Annotated in this window: 13 protein-coding genes; 3 read left to right on the top strand and 10 right to left on the bottom strand. The window is 32.4% G+C overall.

The features are described from left to right. Positions 1 to 7: 7 nt before the first annotated feature. From ACZ2G2_RS10000 to ACZ2G2_RS09970, 7 genes are all read right to left on the bottom strand, one after another. Positions 8 to 406, bottom strand: a complete 399-nt coding sequence (locus tag ACZ2G2_RS10000; protein ID WP_090840041.1) for a curli production assembly/transport component CsgF — start codon at positions 404 to 406, stop codon at positions 8 to 10. Between the two features lie 11 nt (positions 407 to 417). Continuing rightward, complete coding sequence (locus ACZ2G2_RS09995; RefSeq protein ID WP_470391995.1) at positions 418 to 1,530, bottom strand: CsgE family curli-type amyloid fiber assembly protein; 1,113 nt, start codon at positions 1,528 to 1,530, stop codon at positions 418 to 420. Between the two features lie 88 nt (positions 1,531 to 1,618). Further along, the gene (locus ACZ2G2_RS09990; protein WP_470391994.1) at positions 1,619 to 2,134 is read right to left on the bottom strand and encodes a hypothetical protein; all 516 of its coding nucleotides are present in this window, start codon (positions 2,132 to 2,134) and stop codon (positions 1,619 to 1,621) included. Positions 2,135 to 2,270: 136 nt separating this feature from the next. Beyond that, complete coding sequence (locus ACZ2G2_RS09985; RefSeq protein ID WP_470391993.1) at positions 2,271 to 4,265, bottom strand: beta strand repeat-containing protein; 1,995 nt, start codon at positions 4,263 to 4,265, stop codon at positions 2,271 to 2,273. Positions 4,266 to 4,616: 351 nt separating this feature from the next. Beyond that, the gene (locus tag ACZ2G2_RS09980) at positions 4,617 to 5,570 is read right to left on the bottom strand and encodes a hypothetical protein (protein ID WP_470391992.1); all 954 of its coding nucleotides are present in this window, start codon (positions 5,568 to 5,570) and stop codon (positions 4,617 to 4,619) included. Positions 5,571 to 5,870: 300 nt separating this feature from the next. Then, on the bottom strand, positions 5,871 to 7,319 hold the full coding sequence (locus ACZ2G2_RS09975) for a hypothetical protein (RefSeq protein ID WP_470391991.1): 1,449 nt from the start codon (positions 7,317 to 7,319) through the stop codon (positions 5,871 to 5,873). A 333-nt stretch (positions 7,320 to 7,652) separates the two neighbouring features. Beyond that, the gene (locus ACZ2G2_RS09970; protein WP_090840053.1) at positions 7,653 to 9,839 is read right to left on the bottom strand and encodes a glutamine synthetase III family protein; all 2,187 of its coding nucleotides are present in this window, start codon (positions 9,837 to 9,839) and stop codon (positions 7,653 to 7,655) included. A 188-nt stretch (positions 9,840 to 10,027) separates the two neighbouring features. On the opposite strand from ACZ2G2_RS09970, the gene ACZ2G2_RS09965 reads away from it, so the two are divergent. After that, on the top strand, positions 10,028 to 11,047 hold the full coding sequence (locus tag ACZ2G2_RS09965; protein WP_101203288.1) for a glutamine synthetase beta-grasp domain-containing protein: 1,020 nt from the start codon (positions 10,028 to 10,030) through the stop codon (positions 11,045 to 11,047). A 124-nt stretch (positions 11,048 to 11,171) separates the two neighbouring features. Here ACZ2G2_RS09965 and ACZ2G2_RS09960 read toward each other — a convergent pair whose 3' ends face one another. After that, positions 11,172 to 12,113: a calcium/sodium antiporter gene (locus ACZ2G2_RS09960; protein ID WP_090840057.1), complete on the bottom strand. Its 942-nt coding sequence runs from the start codon at positions 12,111 to 12,113 to the stop codon at positions 11,172 to 11,174. Positions 12,114 to 12,290: 177 nt separating this feature from the next. Here ACZ2G2_RS09960 and ACZ2G2_RS09955 point away from each other — a divergent pair, with 177 nt between their 5' ends. Further along, positions 12,291 to 12,650 carry a BlaI/MecI/CopY family transcriptional regulator gene (locus ACZ2G2_RS09955; protein WP_101203289.1) on the top strand — a complete coding sequence of 120 codons (360 nt, stop codon included), beginning with the start codon at positions 12,291 to 12,293 and terminating at the stop codon, positions 12,648 to 12,650. A 2-nt stretch (positions 12,651 to 12,652) separates the two neighbouring features. Continuing rightward, complete coding sequence (locus tag ACZ2G2_RS09950; RefSeq protein ID WP_470391990.1) at positions 12,653 to 15,304, top strand: M56 family metallopeptidase; 2,652 nt, start codon at positions 12,653 to 12,655, stop codon at positions 15,302 to 15,304. Between the two features lie 69 nt (positions 15,305 to 15,373). Here ACZ2G2_RS09950 and ACZ2G2_RS09945 read toward each other — a convergent pair whose 3' ends face one another. Together ACZ2G2_RS09945 and ACZ2G2_RS09940 are read right to left on the bottom strand one after the other, a co-directional pair. Next, complete coding sequence (locus tag ACZ2G2_RS09945) at positions 15,374 to 17,353, bottom strand: endonuclease (protein ID WP_470391989.1); 1,980 nt, start codon at positions 17,351 to 17,353, stop codon at positions 15,374 to 15,376. 134 nt (positions 17,354 to 17,487) lie between these two features. Further along, a complete protein-coding gene (locus ACZ2G2_RS09940) occupies positions 17,488 to 18,579 on the bottom strand; it encodes a mechanosensitive ion channel family protein (protein ID WP_470391988.1) in 1,092 nt (363 codons plus the stop codon). Positions 18,580 to 18,891: the final 312 nt, after the last annotated feature.

Here is an 18,891-nt window from a genome sequence, read left to right as displayed (position 1 = left end):
ATAAGAATTAGTTAGGGACTATAATTTGTGTTTGCTCTCCTGTGTCTGTATCTAGGATATTGACCACTAATCCTTCAGCAGAATCATATATTTCTAAGGCTAAACTACCAAAGCTAAAATTACCTTCCTGTAACTCGTCTCCAAGTTGAGTTTGAAAGAGTGATCTTGATAATTGACTTAAGATTTGTCTGTTTAAATTTTCGGCGAAAGCCTCTAAAGAGCTTTCATCATCACCTTGATTAGCATCGGGATCTGTAAAAGAGTTTTGCGCGTTGGCAGAACTTAATAACCATTGGTAATTAAAAGTCTCGCCTCCAAATGCAGGATTAATTGGCTTATAAGATAATTGTTGTCCGACACAAAAATAACTTGTAAAAAATAACGATAGTATAAGTAGTTTTTTCATGATAAAAATAATTAATAGCGTTTAATTGTTTTTGATTCTTTTTCGAGTTTTTTGAAATGTTTATATACACTTATTATAGCGTAATCGTTCATTTGCTTTAAATACTCAGTACTTGGTCTTACAAAAAACGAAAAAATCTTATCATCACCAACTATAACCTCTATTTTCGTGTTTCGCCCTAAGGCTAAAATCTCTTTTATTGTAACCACTTTATTTCCGTTTATATTGTTTTGAGAGTACAAGGAATAAAACAGTTTATAAAAATCGCGTCCTGGTTTTGTTTTAGTATCTTCTACTACAATCCCATTTAACTCAAGGCCATCTTTTTTCTCAACACTAATGTCCTGAGATTTTTCTTGTTCTTGTTTTAATTTTTCTAAAAGCAGTTTCTTTTTTTGAGCTTCGTCTTCAGAATCGTCATTAAAAACAATTCTATCTTGACCAATAATTTTATTATCTAAATCGTAAATTAAAAGTACTGCTATAGTTTTTAATTTATCATCTAAATTGAGTGTAATAGAAGATAAATCTACTTTTGTATTTGCTGACAAAATAAATCGCTCACTACTTTCTTCGATTATATTATTTACACTTTCTACTTTACTAAAAACAATAAATTTATAAATTAAACTTTTAGTTATTTCTGTTTTATTAAAGGCTGTACCCTTAATAACCGTAAAATCGTTTTGCTGATTAGTTTGTATTTTAGCTTCTACGTCATTGTTTATTAATTGTGCAGAAACTTTTATGGAAGTATCGTTAACTTTATTAGCAATATCTTTTTTGATGTCAAGACTATTTTGTCCATCATCATTTAATACAACCCTATCTTTACCTATAATGGCATTATTAGCGTCGTAAATTAAAAGTAGAATTATAAGCTTTGTGTTTTTATCAAAATTAATTGATGTTGTAGACAAATCTTTTTGCTGGTTTACATCAATAACAAACTCACCGCTTTGCTGGTTTTTAGATTTGTTATTATTTTGATCTGTTTTAAAAACAGATAACTTATAACTTAAGCTTTTTTGACTTCCAGACTTATTTATTGCAACCCCTTTAATATTAAGGTAATTATTATCTTGATTGACATCAAGCTTTGCCTCCACTTCTGTATTGTACAATTGCGAATAACCTACTGCCGTAAAGAGAAAGACAATAAGACATGTTATTGTTTTTTTGCTAGTACATAAAAACATAACATTATTGTTGTTAAAAATTTCTAATAATTATAGATTGATCTTGTCCTTGCATGGATATTTTAATTTTTTCTGACAAAGAGTTTGATCCAAACATGGTTAAATTTTGATTATTACCGGTTTGATTTATTGTTGCATTTCTAACATCCGATTTAAAAGGACTGTAATCTAAAAAGGTATTATTATCTCCTTTTTGAATAACCGTTTCTGTTAGTTTTGTACTATTTAAATCCAAGACTGTAACATTTTGATTACCATTTTGTATAATAGTAATATCACTTTCAAATGATTCTGTAATACTTACTAAATCATTATTATCACCTATTTGCGCAATAAAAACAGAATTTTCTGTAGACGCAAAACTAGTTGCCGTATCAGTTTGGTTTAATAAAAAATTTTCTTGGGAAGACTGTGTATCAAAACTAGAGATTGCATCAGTATTATCTGTTGCTTCAAAAGTTTGAGCTGTAATTAAACTACTTGAGGTTAATATAGAAACAGCTATTATAAATTTAAAGATAGTTTTCATAGTCTTATGTTTTTTTTAGATACAACCTACCTGTAAGGTATAAAATATATCTGTTATAAAAAGTATAAGAGCAAATTAATGCTCTTATACCTTATAATTATTTTAATAAAACAATTTACTTTATAAAAGCTTATGCTTAGTTATTCTGTGAAACTGTAGACCCATTACCGTTACCAATTTGGTTTACAGTACTAACATGCGTATTACCATTTTGGTCTACTGTACTTTGGTTAAAGTTACCATCTTGATTTACTGAACTTGTATGTCCCATACCATCTTGATCTACTGTACTAGAGTTAAAGAAACCATCTTGCACTACTTGAGAGTTGTTACCCATTCCTGTTTGAGTTACAGCAGAACCATTAAGAGAACCTAATTGTAACACTCCAGAAATATTACTATTTCCTGTTTGAGTAGTACTAGAACCGTTACCTGTACCATCTTGAAGCACTGTACTATCGTTAGAGTTTCCTACTTGCATAGTTGTCTGACCATTTAAAGTTCCGTTTTGTTCAACATCACTGTCATTTAAATCTCCAACTTGAACAACAAAAGAACCGTTAGTGTTTCCAACCTGAAGTACATAAGACTCGTTAGAGTTTCCTAATTGACCTGTTACAGATCCGTTAGCATCACCTGTTTGACCAGTTGTAGCTATATTTGAATTTCCAAACTGACCTGTAATTTGTCCATTTGAATCTCCATATTGACTAGCAGTCGCATAGTTACTAATACCTGCTTGATTTGTTTCAGAATTATTACTATCACCTACTTGCGCAGTATAAGCATAATTAGAATTTCCAAACTGATCTACTGAAGATGTGTTAGCATCACCCCACTGGTACACTGTTGCACCATTATCATTTCCTGTTTGAGCAATAGTAGACATGTTATCATCACCCCACTGAGAAAGCATTGATCCATTATCATTTCCTGTTTGATCTACTTCTGAATCATTATCATCACCCAATTGAGTAACTAAAGAACCGTTATCATTACCTTGTTGATCTACTTCTGAATCGTTACCGTTTCCTGTTTGAACAACTTCAGAATCATTAAACGTTCCTTGTTGTGCAGTATCTGCGAAGTTAGAATCTCCTACAGAGAAAATAGTACTTGTATTGTCACTACCTCCTTGGTAAGTACGTGCAATGTTAGCATTTCCTTGGTGATCAACTTCAGAGTCATGGTTGTTACCATATTGATTAACACTAGAGTCGTTAAAAGTCCCTTGCTGTGCAGTATCTGCAAAATTAGAATCTCCTACAGATAATATTGTACTAATATTATTGTTACCACCTTGATACGTACGTGCCGTATTTAAATTTCCTTGGTGATCAACTTCAGAGAAGTTATCGTTTCCTACTTGATTAACCTCTGAATCATTAAAAGTACCTTGTTGTGCAGTATCTGCAAAGTTAGAATCTCCTACAGAGAAAATAGTACTTCTATTGTCATTACCACCTTGGTATGTACGTGCAATGTTAGCATTTCCTTGGTGATCTACTTCAGAAAAGTTAGCATCTCCCATTTGATTAACATCAGAATCATTACCATCTCCTTGTTGTGCTGTATCAGCAAAGTTAGAATCTCCGTCTTGGCTAATTGCACTAATGTTAGAATCTCCAACTTGACTTACAACAGCCTCGTTATCGTTACTTTCATTACCTGGCGTAGCACTTAATTGACTTACTGTAGAAGCGTTGAAATCTCCAAGTTGATTTACTCTAGCTTCGTTTCCGTTACCTACACGAGAAATTGCACCTGTACTGTTTACAAAACCTTGTCTTACAACAGAAGCATTTTGTCTTCCATCTTGATCAACATCTGCAGCGTTATCATCTCCTGCTTGATTAACTTGAGAACTGTTTAAACGTCCGATTGAATTTACGTCTGAAGCGTTATCGTCTCCATGTTGTACTACTGTAGATCTGTTAATAGTACCGTTTTGATTTACAATTGATCCGTTTGAATCTCCTAAAGATTCTACATCAGAGTCATTTGTCATTCCTGTTTGAGAAACAGCAGAAGCGTTTCCGTTTCCTGTTTGAGCAACATCACTGTTGTTTGATTGTGCAAACATCATAGTTCCACACATAAGCGCAGCTGCGCTGAAAAATAATTTTTTCATCTTGAATATATATTGATTAATAGCTCTGTAAAGATATAGAAATATTTGATTGGTAAATTTCGATAACAAAAAAAAACGAGGCAATTAACAGTATATTCGTTAAGACTCTGTTTTTACACGTTGAAATACAAATAAATTACGATTTTTCCTACTTTATTTTACTCCCGAAAACCAAGCTAAAACCCTAATATGCTTGAATCTACGTAGAACTACGTATATAAAAAACAAAACAAAGAACATGAGAATACAAACATAAAACTAGCACCTAATAATTTGAACATAAAAAAAAAGGATTCAGTAAACTGAACCCTTTTTAGATATACTAAAAGCACAACATTAATTACTTATTATTTAGTCATTCTGCATTACAGAAGACACATTGCTATTCCCTGTTTGAGCTACATTACTAATATGAGTATTACCATATTGACCAACATAACTTTCGTTCTCATCTCCAACTTGCATCACATTTGACAAGTGATCAACACCGTCCTGAAACACATCACTATCGTTTAAATCTCCTTCTTGTGTAACATTAGACAAATGCAAAGAACCAAATTGAAACGTATACGCATCATTATCATCACCATCTTGATCTACATTACTCTCACTATTATCTGAATACTGTATTACCTCAGCTGCATTTCGATTACCATATTGATCAATATCAGATTCATTAAAAAATCCCATCTGATCATTTAAAACCTGGTTATTATCTCCATCTTGACGCACAACACTAGAGTTATCCCCAATAGTTTGCCAAACATTAGACACGTTTGTATCCCCAACTTGAGAAACATAAGCATCATTATAAAAACCATTTTGATATACTCCTGATATATTATTATCACCTACTTGAGCATTGTAAGCGTAATTACTATTACCCTCTTGACGCATAGTCGAAGCATTGTCATCAGAACCTTCTGAATCACCATATTGATCTATATAACCCCAATTAGAAACGCCATCTTGAGCTACAGTCGCTTCGTTACCATCATTTTCACCCGCTCCAGTACCGTAACCTTGATGAACTTCCGCATAATTGCTACTTCCTATTTGAGATATAAAAGTCTCGTTTTCATCTCCTAAAGAATCTACATCTGAATTATTTGCAACACCGTCTTGCATTACATCAGACACATTAGAATCACCCCACTGATCCACATCCGAGATATTAGTCATTCCCGTTTGCGAAACCTCAGAATCATTTCCGCTTCCTACTTGATCAACTTTACTGTTGTTTGATTGTGCAAACATTACTGCCCCACAAATTAGCGCTGCTGCGCTGAAGATTACCTTTTTCATTTTGAATATATATTAATTAATAGCGCTGTAAAGATATAGGTTTAATTGATTCATAATTTTTAACAACCAAAACAAATGGTGCTTTACATAGTATATTCGTTAAGACACACTTTTTAAGTGTTGAAAAACAAATTAATTAAGATTTTTCCTGCTTTATTTTTATTCAAAAAACACTACTAAATCCCAAATAAGCTCCCACCTACGTAGAACTACGTAGTGAAATCACTTACAAAAAAAAAAAAAAAAAAAGGGCTTAACAAAATGTCAAACCCTTTTTGCCTATCAATACATAATTACTACTTAATTACTTTGTGTTACTGTTGAAGTGTTACCATTTCCAATCTGATCTACATCACTTACATGAGTATTACCTGTCTGTGTAACAATACTATTATTAGCATTACCATTTTGAAAAACATCACTAGTATGCGATAATCCAACTTGAGTTACATTACTAATATTACCCATTCCATTTTGTGCAACTGTTGATAAATGTAAATCTCCTGATTGCGCAACTGTACTTGTATTAGCATTTCCTGTTTGAGCAACAATTGACGTATTATCATTACCTGCTTGTGCTACAGAAGAACCATTAGAGTTCCCAATTTGATCTACATCAGACGAGTTATCATTTCCATTTTGAGCTACCGAACTGTTATTCAAATTTCCTAATTGTTCCACATCAGAATCATTTAAATCTCCAACCTGAGCGACAAAAGACCCGTTATTATTACCTATTTGAGAGACATAAGACTCATTATCACTTCCTGTTTGAATTTGAGAAGAACCATTTGCATTCCCTATTTGATCAGTAGTCGATAGATTAGAGTTTCCTGTTTGAAAAACAGCACTACTGTTAAAGAAACCATCTTGATTAACATTAGAATCGTTCAAGTTACCATCTTGATCTACGTCAGAAGTATTATTTCCACCATCTTGCGAAACATAAGATGTATTATCGTCACCAATCTGATCTACATCACTGGTATTGTAGTCTCCAGGGTATCCTTGAAAAACGTCAGAGTCGTTATTGTCACCATCTTGAGTAACACTACTATCATTAAAATCTCCCCATTGATCTACATTAGAGTTGTTATCATCCCCATCTTGATCTACGATACTTGTGTTGTCATCACCAGCAAAACCTTGTAATACATCAGAAATATTATTATCCCCGTCTTGATTAACACTTGAGTCATTTCTATCTCCACCTTGATCAACTTCCGAAGTATTAGAATCTCCATCCTGCCAAACATAAGATACATTATCATCACCAACTTGGTCTACAGAACTAACGTGATTGTTTCCATTATACCCTTGTAAAACATCAGAGTCATTATTAACTCCATCTTGAGACACATCATTATCATTAAAGTCACCCCATTGGTCTACGTAAGAATCATTACTAGTTCCATCTTGATCAATTGAAGACGTGTTATCATCTCCATCTTGCCATACAAAAGAATCATTACTAGTACCATCTTGATCTACTGTACTTGTATTACGATTTCTTAAAGGTCCATACCCACTAGCTTGTCTTACCTCAGAAGCATTTGAAGTTCCATTTTGATCTACAGCAGAATCATTGTCGTCTCCAACTTGATCTACATCTGAATCATTTGTTAAACCTGATTGAGTAACTGCCGAAATGTTGTTGTTACCTTGAGATAATACTGAACTGTTGTTCGATTGTGCAAACATTACCGTCCCACACATTAGCGCTGCTGCGCTGAAAAATAATTTTTTCATGTTAAATATATTTTAGATTAATAGCATGATAAAATTAGTGAGTTTTATAACATCAAATTTAAATTACCACTTAAAACTTTGAAAATCAAACACTTATTCGATAAAAAGAAGTTTATCAACGACGAAACGAAACTATTTGTAGGAAAATATATTCAATAATAAATATTTAACGCATTGATTTTCAGTATTTTAAATACGTAGTTCTACGTACAAATTTGAACAAAAAAGCTAAAAACAAAACTAAAGCGGTTAAACTAAAGTTTTATTCATTACTTATAGAATAAAAAAAATCCACATTAATATGTGGATTTTTGTTACTGGTTATCAATCTTACTATTTAGTAAACAATAATTCTCTGTATTTTGTTAGAGGCCACAACTCGTCATCAACCAACAATTCCAATTTATCACAATTATACCTTATGGCATCAAATAAAGGTTTAACATTATTACAATATGCTAAAGCCTTTTTCTCTAAATTTTCATTTTTATTAGATTTCTTACGGACTTCTGTCATTTTAGTAACATTAGCATTAATAGATTCTATATGCCCTGATATCTGTTCAATTAAGTTTAACTGCTCTTTAGCAAACGCTTTAAACCCTTCACCATAAATAGATTTTAATCCCTTCACGTTTTTAATTAATACATTTTGATACCTAACAGCAGTAGGAACAATATGGTTACGTGCAATATCTCCTAAAACACGACTTTCAATTTGGATACGTAAAACATAATCCTCCATTTCAATTTCATATCTAGCTTCGGACTCTACCTTATTCATAACACCTAGTCCTTCAAAAAGATCTAGCGTTTTTTTAGACACTTTTGCTTTTAAAGCAATTGGCGTGGTTTTATTATTACTTAACCCTCTTTTCTTAGCTTCTTTTTCCCAAGCTTCACCATAACCATTTCCTTCAAATAATATGTTTTTAGACTTTTTAATATACTCTCTAAGAATATTAAAGATGGCGTCATCTTTTTTCATATCCTTTTTATCAATTAAAGCATCTACTTCTGACTTAAAATCTATCAATTGTTTTGCCACAATACTATTTAAAACAGTCATTGGGTTAGCACAATTAGCAGTTGAGCCTACTGCTCTAAACTCAAACTTATTTCCTGTAAAAGCAAAAGGAGAAGTCCTATTACGGTCTGTATTATCCAATAAAACGTCTGGTATCTTACCAACTACATTTAGCTTTAAATCTGTTTTTTCTTCTGGAGATAATTTACCATCAGTAACATTTTCTAATTCGTTTAAGGTCTTAGTTAGTTGCTCTCCAATAAATACCGAAATAATTGCTGGAGGCGCCTCATTTGCTCCTAAACGATGATCATTACTCGCAGATGCTATTGCAGCACGAAGCAATTCTTCGTTATCATTAACCGCCTTAATTGTATTAATAAAAAAGGTTAAAAACTGAAGATTACTCATTGGTGTTTTTCCTGGACCTAATAAATTAACACCAGTATCCGTGCTTAAACTCCAATTATTATGTTTCCCAGAACCATTGACTCCAGCAAAAGGTTTTTCGTGAAATAACACTTTAAAATTATGTCTGTCTGAAATCTTATCCATGACATCCATCAATAATGAATTATGATCAACCGCTAAATTAGCTTCGTCATAAATTGGAGCTAATTCAAACTGGTTTGGCGCTACCTCGTTATGCCTAGTTTTTACAGGTATACCCAATAGCATGCATTCGGTTTCTAAATCACGCATAAATGCCATCGCTCGATTTGGTATAGTTCCAAAATAGTGATCATCCAACTGCTGCCCTTTAGCCGGAGAATGCCCTAAAAGCGTGCGACCAGTCTGCACAATATCTGGTCTTGACATCGCTAAATCACGATCTATTAAAAAATACTCTTGCTCCCATCCTAAAGACGCATTTACTTTTCTAACGTTTTTATCAAAATACTTACATACTGCAACAGCTGCACTATCCACAGCTTGCAATGCTCTTAACAACGGAGTTTTATAATCTAAAGCTTCTCCTGTGTAAGACACAAAAACAGTAGGAATACATAATGTTGTACCATAAATAAATGCCGGAGATGTTGGGTCCCAAGCCGTATAACCACGCGCCTCAAAAGTATTTCTAATTCCCCCATTAGGGAAACTAGACGCATCAGGTTCTTGCTGTACTAATTGTCCGCCTCCAAATTTTTCTATAGCTAAACCTCCTCCAATAGTTTCAAAAAAAGCATCATGCTTTTCTGCAGTTGCACCTGTTAAAGGCTGAAACCAATGCGTATAATGCGTTGCTCCTTTAGAGATTGCCCATTCCTTCATTCCTGTAGAAATATGATCAGCAACTACTCTATCTATTTTTTTTCCTAATTGTATAGCATCTCTAACGCTTTCAAAAGCTTCTTTAGTCAAATATTGACGCATTGTCGACTCATTAAAAACATTACTTCCAAAAATTTCAGAACGACGTTGTTTTTCTTCAATAACAATCGGTTTACGCTTTAATGACTCTTTTATAGCATGAAATCTTAATGTTGACATATATACTTGTTTATTTAATTATTTTACGAAATTACAAAATTTACCACACTCAAAATATCATACCCTAAAAAAAACAGGGTTATTAACATCTTTTTAATAAATTTAAGATTTATACCCTTGTTTTTTAATGGGTAAATTCATTTTTATTTTATATTTGTCGTAACATATAACTAAAAAGTATTTTTACCATGACTAAATCTAAATTAGAATATATCTGGCTAGATGGGTATCACCCAACGCAAAACATGAGAAGTAAGACTAAAGTTGAAAACGATTTTAGCGGAAAATTAGAAGACTGCCCAGTATGGTCTTTTGATGGATCTTCTACAAAACAAGCTTCAGGTGGAGCATCTGACTGTTTATTAAAGCCAGTTGCAATTTATCCAGATCCTGCAAGAAGAAACGGTTTCTTAGTAATGACAGAAGTTTTAAATGCAGATGGTACACCACACGTATCAAATGGTAGAGCTACTATTGAAGATGAGGATAACGATTTCTGGTTTGGTTTTGAGCAAGAATATTTTATCATGGATACAAAAACACAAAAGCCTTTAGGATTCCCAATTGGCGGATATCCTGCACCACAAGGTATGTACTACTGCTCTGTTGGTGGATTACATACTCATGGTAGAAGTTTAGTAGAAGAGCATGCCGATTTATGTATCGATGCAGGTTTAAACTTTGAAGGAATTAACCAAGAGGTTGCTTCTGGACAATGGGAATACCAATTATTTGCTCAAGGTGCTAAAAAAGCAGGAGACGAAATTTGGGTATCAAGATACCTTTTAGATAGATTAACAGAACAATATGGTTACTATATAGAGTACCACCCAAAACCATTAGGTAAAGATATGGATTGGAATGGTTCTGGAATGCACGCTAACTTCTCTAACACTGTTTTAAGAACATGTGGTTCTCAAGAAACATACGAGAAAATTTGCGAAGCATTTAGACCAGTAGTAAAAGAACACATTGCGGTTTACGGAGAGTTTAACGACCAACGTTTAACTGGTGATCATGAAACAGCATCTATCCATGACTTTAGCTATGGTATTTCTGATAGAGGAGCATCAATACGTATTCCAATTATCACAGTAGAGAAAGGATGGAAAGGATGGTTAGAAGACCGTCGTCCAGCTTCAAACGGTGATCCATACAAAATAGCAGGTCGTATTATTAAGACAGTAAAATCTGCTAATATTAGCTAATAACAGCTATTGATTACATAGTTAAATCCAAAAAAATGCTTTCTATAAATTATAGAAAGCATTTTTTTATATCATAAAACCAACGGTCAACGTAATACTAATTGACATTTATAAGGTGTTATTTTTAACCTCTAAATACAAGTAGAATAAAAATACCATATAGTAATACCAATCCAAAACCTTTAATCTTTCCTATTTCATGTCGTTTTGGTAATAATCCTAATATTAATACTAGAGATGCAAAAATCAGCATCCAGAAAATATCTCTAGACAAAATAAGTGGCTCTGTTACAGGTATTGTTTTAATCATAGATGTCAATCCTAAAACAGATCCAATATTAAAAATATTAGACCCAATTAAATTCCCTAAAGAGATCGCTTTTTCCTTTTTAGCAGCAGCAATAACAGATGCAGCTAATTCTGGGACACTAGTACCAATAGCAATCATAGTCACCCCAATAACAGCTTCACTAACACCTAAACTGGTTGCAATTTGCGTTGCTCCTTTTACTAACCACTCACTACCAAAGTATAATGCTGCTGCACCAATTAGCAACCAAATTCCGATTTTAAAATTAGAGACAACCGCTAAAGCATCATCTACCTCTTCTAAATCGTCAGTAGATTTCTGAGTTCTTATTAAGTATACTATAAATACAATTAAACCTAAAAACAAGATCAATCCTTCAAGTGCAACCAACTGGTTATCGTTCCATAAAAAGTAATATAACGCTATAGAAAACAACATCATAACCGGCCATGTTAACCTATAAAAAGATTTATCTATAGCAATAGCGCCAACTATAGCAGTAATTCCTAATACCAAGCCAATATTAGCAATATTAGACCCTACGACATTATTTATAGCAATTGCAGGCGACCCTTTTAAAGCCGCTTGTAAACTAACCAGTAATTCTGGTGCAGACGTTGCAAAAGACACAACCGTCATACCAATTACAATTTTAGAAATACTAAGTTTAAACGAAAGCGCTACAGACGATCGTACCAAAAACTCTCCTCCTACCACTAATAATACAAAACCTAAAATAAGATATGCTACACTCATAAAAAATATAATTTTTGCGAAGATACATTTTGAAATCTTAATTAAGAATTTGGATTTCTATTTTTTCGCTAAAGCGGAAAGTCTTTCGTTGAAAACTAAAAAAATAGTTAAAAAACTAGAGTTATAGTTGTATAACTATTTTTTTAGTTATGTTTGTTTTGTACAAAAATGATACTCATGCAAAAACTAACAAATAAAGAAGAAGAAATTATGCACATCCTATGGAAGCTAGAACATGCTTTTGTAAAAGATGTCATGGCAGCCATCATAACAGACAAGCCGCATTATAACACACTATCAACAATGATTAGAAATCTTGAAGAAAAAGGCTATGTTAGTTATGAAGCTTTTGGTAAAACACATCGCTACTTCCCTATCGTTGCCAAAGAGGACTATCGTAATAAGTTTATGAACACCGCTATAGACAACTACTTTAATAGTTCTTATAAAAATGTAGTTTCTTTTTTTGCTAAAGAAGAAAAAATAAGCGTTGACGAGCTAAAAGAGATTATTCGTTTAATAGAAAACCAAGACTAAACATGGACTACTTTTTAAAAGCTTCGGCAATTATCATACTATTTTACGCGTGCTACAAATTATTTTTACAACGCGATACCTTCTTTCAGGCCAACCGTTGGTTTCTGTTAATAGGATTATTTATTGCAATAGTATTACCACTTGTAATTATTCCTATTTATATAGAATACACTCCAAGACCAATACAATTTTTTGAAACCTCAGCAACCACGTTCCCGACACAACAAACAACCCAAGCTCCTCCATTTGATTATTGGCAGCTATTACCTTTTATATATTTAGCAGGCGTACTATTTGTAACAACAAAAGTGACACTTCAATATATATCATTAAACAGGTTATTAAAAAATCAAAAGAAAACAAAAACTGAACAGTTTACATTTATTGAAACTGAAGCTAATATCGCACCTTTTTCCTTTTTTAATCGCATCGTATTTAACAGCAACCAATTCACTAAAAACGAACTAGAACATATTATAACACACGAAAAAGTACACGCCAAGCAACTACACTCTTTAGACATTTTATTAACCCAAATCGCAACCATCTTATTTTGGTTTAACCCGTGTATTTGGCTTTACAAAAAAGCTATGCAACAAAACCTTGAGTTTATTGCGGACCAAGAAGCTCAGAACACTATAGCATGCTCCAAAAGTTATCAAACCGTATTATTAAAAGCTAGTTTAACTACCAATCAATTGGCTGTTACCAATAATTTTTATCAATCATTAATCAAAAAACGAATCGTTATGTTACAAAAATCACAATCCAAAAAAAGCAATCAGCTTAAGTTTACAATTGTACTTCCTTTTTTAGCCTTGTTTTTAATGAGCTTTAATATAAAAGAAGTTTATATCGCTAAAGCGGAAACTATGCAAGATACCACAGCGTCTAATATTTTTACAATAACTTCAAATACTACCGATCAAGAGATTAAAACTATTAAAGACCAATTAGAAGCACAAACAGATGGTTTAAAAATTAAGTTTTCTAATTTAAAAAGAAATAATTTTGGTCAAATCATTTATTTAGCAATAGCCTCTAAAAACATAGGTCAGTATGAATTTGAAGAACGCTATATTTCGCAAAACAAAGACGACCAACCTATTAGCAACACCCTTATAAAAGTTGATAAAAATCAGATCCATATTATTACCAATCAAAACAACACAATGACATCAATCAGTAAAGATTGGACTATTAAAATAGGAAATAACGAAGAAGTAATCAATAACATTAAAGAAGAGGACCAATTACCACATAAGACAGTAACATTGCTGCCTAATAACATATCTCAAGATACAACACACGCAACAAACAGCACGTTTAAACTTAATAGCCTAAGCTACAAACAAAATAACAAAGACATTGATGCTAGCTTAAACGAATACTCAAAACCTAAAATTAAAAACGATTCTACGTTAGTTTTAATTGATGGTAAAAAAACAAGTCTATCACAATTATCAAGTTTAGACCCAAATACTATAAAATCAATGACTGTGATAACTGACAAAGAGCAAATAAAAAAATACGGGTCAGAAAAAATAGATCATGTCATTATACTTACAACAAAAGATAGCAACCTGAATACAGGTCAAAATCCATCTTCAAATAAAAAAAACAACCCATGGTCTATTAACTATGAAGTAACTAAAATTAAAACAATTAAGGGCAACTCAAAGGAAGATGATGCTTTTATAAGCAATCAATTAAACACTATTTATTCAAATAAAACAATTTCTGAAAAAGCACTATTAATTGTTAATGGAAAAAAGACAAATGCGAAAGATTTAAGATCAATAGACCCATCTATTATAGATAATATAAGTGTATTGAAAGACGAAGATGCGATTGAAGCTTATGGTGAAGAAGGGAAAAATGGAGTCATCATTTTGAAAACATCCACAAATACAGAAAACAACTCTTGGGATGTAAACTATGGTATTTCAAGCACTACTTATACTGACGATGAAACCCCTGCTAAAAACAACATGGTAAATCCATCTTCAAATAAAAAAAACAACCCATGGTCTATTAACTATGAAGTAACTAAAATTAAAACAATTAAGGGCAACTCAAAGGAAGATGATGCTTTTATAAGCAATCAATTAAACACTATTTATTCAAATAAAACAATTTCTGAAAAAGCACTATTAATTGTTAATGGAAAAAAGACAAATGCGAAAGATTTAAGATCAATAGACCCATCTATTATAGATAATATAAGTGTATTGAAAGACGAAGATGCGATTGAAGCTTATGGTGAAGAAGGGAAAAATGGAGTCATCATTTTGAAAACATCCACAAATACAGAAAACAACTCTTGGGATGTAAACTATGGTATTTCAAGCACTACTTATACTGACGATGAAACCCCTGCTAAAAACAACATGGTATTACATATAACCAAAAACACACCTGACTTAGTTTTAGAACAACATAAAAAGCAATTAGAATCTTTAGGTAAAAAATTAGAATATTTAACACTAAGAAGAAATAGCAAAAAAGAAATAACAAAACTTAAAATGTCTATCACAAATAATAAAGGTGCAAACTCAAAAGTATTATACCAATCCAACAAAGGAATCCCTGCTATAAATATAACCATAGATGCTGGCGGAGAAGTAAATATAGAATCACAAAAGCAAGATTAAATCAAGTTAACTGCATAAAAAAAAAGACCTTCAATTGAAGGTCTTTTTTTAATTTATAAACTATTATAATTAGTTGATTATTATCTTTTTTATTAGACGTTCGCCTTCAGCTTCAATAGTAACTAAATACAAACCACTTGATAGTTTCAAATCAATATAACTATTATTACTAATAGTTTGTGTTAGTACAGCTCTTCCTTCAGCTGAAAATACAGCAACCTTATAACTTGACATGTTACCCGAAATATATAATTTATCTAAAACTGGGTTGGGATATACTTTTATTGTTTCGGTTGTAAAACCAGCAACACTTAATGATTGATTCCAAATATTACCAACCTGGTCTCCCCAAATATATTCTACTAAATCGGGCTGATCAATAAACGGATTTCTGTTAATCTGCCATTCGTAAATCACATTATTTCTATTCATTTCAAAATCATCTGGGGGATCATTTCTATGCCAATCCAAAAGTGTTTGCAAATCTCCCATTTGCCCCGATGTTGTTGGATATCCGTTTTCTATACTTAACCCATTATATCTAATTTGCATATATAAAACACTTCTTGCAACATCCCCTTTAAAACTGCCTAATGTGCCCGAAGGTCCATTATATTGCCCGTAATGTTGATTACTTCTATTACTGTTTTCTGGTCCATCTGCAGCACGCAATGCATGCGCATCACTATTACCGTGTCTTAAAGAGTCTGCTGTAGTTGCCCACCACACATCTTTACCATCTCCAACATCATCCAAGTCTATACTATTATATCCCGCCAATGACCTTGGAAAAGTGTGCTCTCTATTCCACTTGCCAGTATTATCTGATGTGGTTTGAAAATCTAATTTAGGCTTACCTTCTTCTTTATAGACCAACCACACTTGATTACTGTTTTCTGGATTTTGATCCGCTTCTTCTAATATAGTAATAACATCTCTGTAAGTTTGACCTCTTACTAATGCAGGATTAGCAACTATATCTTGTAAAGCTTGCTGTAAGTCTGCATCTGACAAACCATCTAAACTGTCATAATAACCAGAAGGTTGTGTACCCGAAACAATTCCAAATGTTGAATTTAAAGGCGTCCCAAAAGGTGCCACAACAAAATCGTTATCCACAACGCGAGTTGTTAAATTATTATTTAACGCAATAAATGTTGTTGGCAAATTAGTTACTACTAATTTTAAAACCTCATCCCCTTCGTCAAAAGCATCGTCAATTATTGTTATTGTAGTTGTTACCGTATTTTGTCCTGCAGGTATCACTAAATTAGTGCTTCCCGTATAATCCGAAGTATTAAAACCATAATTATCTAAAGTAAAATCAATAGTTAGATCTGTTGTAACATTTTGCTCTGTAGTAAACGTGACATCAAATGCATCGCCTTCGTTAAAAAAACCGGCAGTAATAGTTGTAAAAACACCATTTAAAACCACTCCACTTCCATCATTTAAAGCTCTTGGTGTTGGTGTAGTAGAAACATAAGTTATACTATTAGCGTTGGCTAAACCATCGTCAAAACGTTGGATTGAGTTAGTGTTATTACTTGACCCTTCGTTAATTTGCTCAGAAGCACCTAATAATGCCATTAAGCCAGTATCATTAGCATCACTGGTATCATACACCAAAACATCTACTAAATTAGTCTGTGTTGCTAAAGTCCCTTCTAAAAAATCTGTATCATCGCCTAAATATAAAGCAACTGCATCCGCACCATTCTGAATTAAATTAGTTGGAATAGTTACTTGTGGAAAAGGTGACACATTACTACTACCTATTAAAAGCAATCCATTTATATCTGTAGTGTAACCATCTAAATCTAAAGCGAAATAACTAGAATCGCCACCACTTGTAGAGCCATTAAAAAGCACTAAAACATAACCATCTAAAGCAAAGTTTGGAACACTTGATAATAATTCTATAAACTCATGGTTATCAATATTGTTACCTTCAAAGGTAGTATCGCAATCCAGCTCATTAATTACAACCGTTTGAGAATACCCCAAAACTGAAAAAAGAAAAGAGGCTAATAGAGTAATTTTTTTCATACTTATTTTTTTTGCGAAAATAGTATTTAAAAATAGGTAAGCTTTTCTTCTAGTATTAAATTAAAATTAACAAATTGCAAAAACAGCATATTATTACTAGAAAAAGCATCATAAATTAAACAAGCGAATAATTGTTACTCGTCTCTTTTATCCTTTTTCATAACAATAGTTCTATAAGGAAACGGAATCTCAATACCTTCTTGATCAAAACGCTTTTTAATGCTTTCTAAAACATCTATTTTAATCTGGAAACTGTCACTAAAATCTTTAGCCCAAGCCCAAGCACGTATGGTCACAGAAGAATCGTTAAGCTCCGTTAACGCTGTTTTTACCATTGGCTTACCATCTTGGATATCTATTTCTGTACGATTATCGAATATAAGTGGATGCTTTTCGCATTCTTCCCTCATTATTGTCTTGGCCAATACAACATCACTGTCGTAAGAAATACCAATCTCTATTCTCTCGCAACATTTTAATTCACCTAAATCGTAGTTTATCAACTTCTCTTTATTCATGATAGCATTTGGGATGACAATCATTTTATTTTCAAAGTTTCTAATAACCGTGTGACGCAAAGTAATGTCCGTAACACGACCTACCATGGTATCTGTTACCTTAACGGTGTCTCCTATTTTAAAAGGTTTAAAAACAATTATAAAAATACCACCAATTAAATTAGACAATGCTTCTTGAGATGCAACACCAATAATAAGCGCCAATACTCCAGCCCCACCTAAAGCGGTTTGTGCCACACCTTTTAAAGATGGAAACGCTAATAAACACAAGATAAAACCAAATAAATAAATACCAACAATTACTACCGACCTTAAAAACTTTATACTAGTAGGGTCTTGATTACTTTCTATCTTTTTTTGGATATCTAATTTAAACCACAAATTAATGGTCGTTGCAACAATTACAGTTACAGCCAACACAAGCCCGACGTATAACACCGTTTTAAACTCATGAATCACAATACTTTTATCGTCATTCTCTACAAAAAGATAACTTAGAGCAATAATTCCTAAGATAATCCAAAGCGCATTTAATATTTTTTTAAGCAAGTTGGTCGATTTTGGTGCTTCTGTTGGAAACTTCCTTTTCTTTTCTTTTACAACCCACTTGTGTAGCATGTTAGTTAACACGCGTAATATTATAACAATAACTATTACAAAAATGCTGTAAATAAGATCTTGCTGATGTACTTTAAAAAAATCAATCATTGCTATTATTTATTAGTTTGTTACCTTTTTTAGTTGGTTTTTAAATTTTGATACACATTTACATATCGTTTATGTTTAAATATACCCCCAAATTAACACCCCTAAATCTACTACAAAAATAGAACGCGCTATTATACTGCAAATTTACTACTAGTTTGGATGCTTAAAAATTACTTCTATTAAAGTTTTGTTATAAAAAAAAGTGAGCAGTAAAAAGAAAAATTTTAAAATAGAAAACAATAGAATTCAAATAATTCCGCTAATCTTAAATCAAACAGCCCTACTCCAAAGTAAAACCTAAAAAAAACGCCC

It is taken from the genome of Olleya sp. KKT75, assembly GCF_055635485.1.
The sequence above is the reverse complement of the archived record's forward strand: the minus strand, read 5'-3'. Positions and strand labels throughout refer to the sequence as shown.

Excerpts from the sequence above, each read along its gene's own strand:
- ACZ2G2_RS10000 (WP_090840041.1), bottom strand. The coding sequence starts at position 406 with ATGAAAAAACTACTTATACTATCGTTATTTTTTACAAGTTATTTTTGT.
- ACZ2G2_RS09955 (WP_101203289.1), top strand. The coding sequence starts at position 12,291 with ATGCAAAAACTAACAAATAAAGAAGAAGAAATTATGCACATCCTATGG.
- ACZ2G2_RS09960 (WP_090840057.1), bottom strand. The coding sequence starts at position 12,113 with ATGAGTGTAGCATATCTTATTTTAGGTTTTGTATTATTAGTGGTAGGA.
- ACZ2G2_RS09975 (WP_470391991.1), bottom strand. The coding sequence starts at position 7,319 with ATGAAAAAATTATTTTTCAGCGCAGCAGCGCTAATGTGTGGGACGGTA.
- ACZ2G2_RS09970 (WP_090840053.1), bottom strand. The coding sequence starts at position 9,839 with ATGTCAACATTAAGATTTCATGCTATAAAAGAGTCATTAAAGCGTAAA.
- ACZ2G2_RS09965 (WP_101203288.1), top strand. The coding sequence starts at position 10,028 with ATGACTAAATCTAAATTAGAATATATCTGGCTAGATGGGTATCACCCA.
- ACZ2G2_RS09945 (WP_470391989.1), bottom strand. The coding sequence starts at position 17,353 with ATGAAAAAAATTACTCTATTAGCCTCTTTTCTTTTTTCAGTTTTGGGG.
- ACZ2G2_RS09980 (WP_470391992.1), bottom strand. The coding sequence starts at position 5,570 with ATGAAAAAGGTAATCTTCAGCGCAGCAGCGCTAATTTGTGGGGCAGTA.
- ACZ2G2_RS09985 (WP_470391993.1), bottom strand. The coding sequence starts at position 4,265 with ATGAAAAAATTATTTTTCAGCGCAGCTGCGCTTATGTGTGGAACTATG.
- ACZ2G2_RS09990 (WP_470391994.1), bottom strand. The coding sequence starts at position 2,134 with ATGAAAACTATCTTTAAATTTATAATAGCTGTTTCTATATTAACCTCA.
- ACZ2G2_RS09950 (WP_470391990.1), top strand. The coding sequence starts at position 12,653 with ATGGACTACTTTTTAAAAGCTTCGGCAATTATCATACTATTTTACGCG.
- ACZ2G2_RS09940 (WP_470391988.1), bottom strand. The coding sequence starts at position 18,579 with ATGATTGATTTTTTTAAAGTACATCAGCAAGATCTTATTTACAGCATT.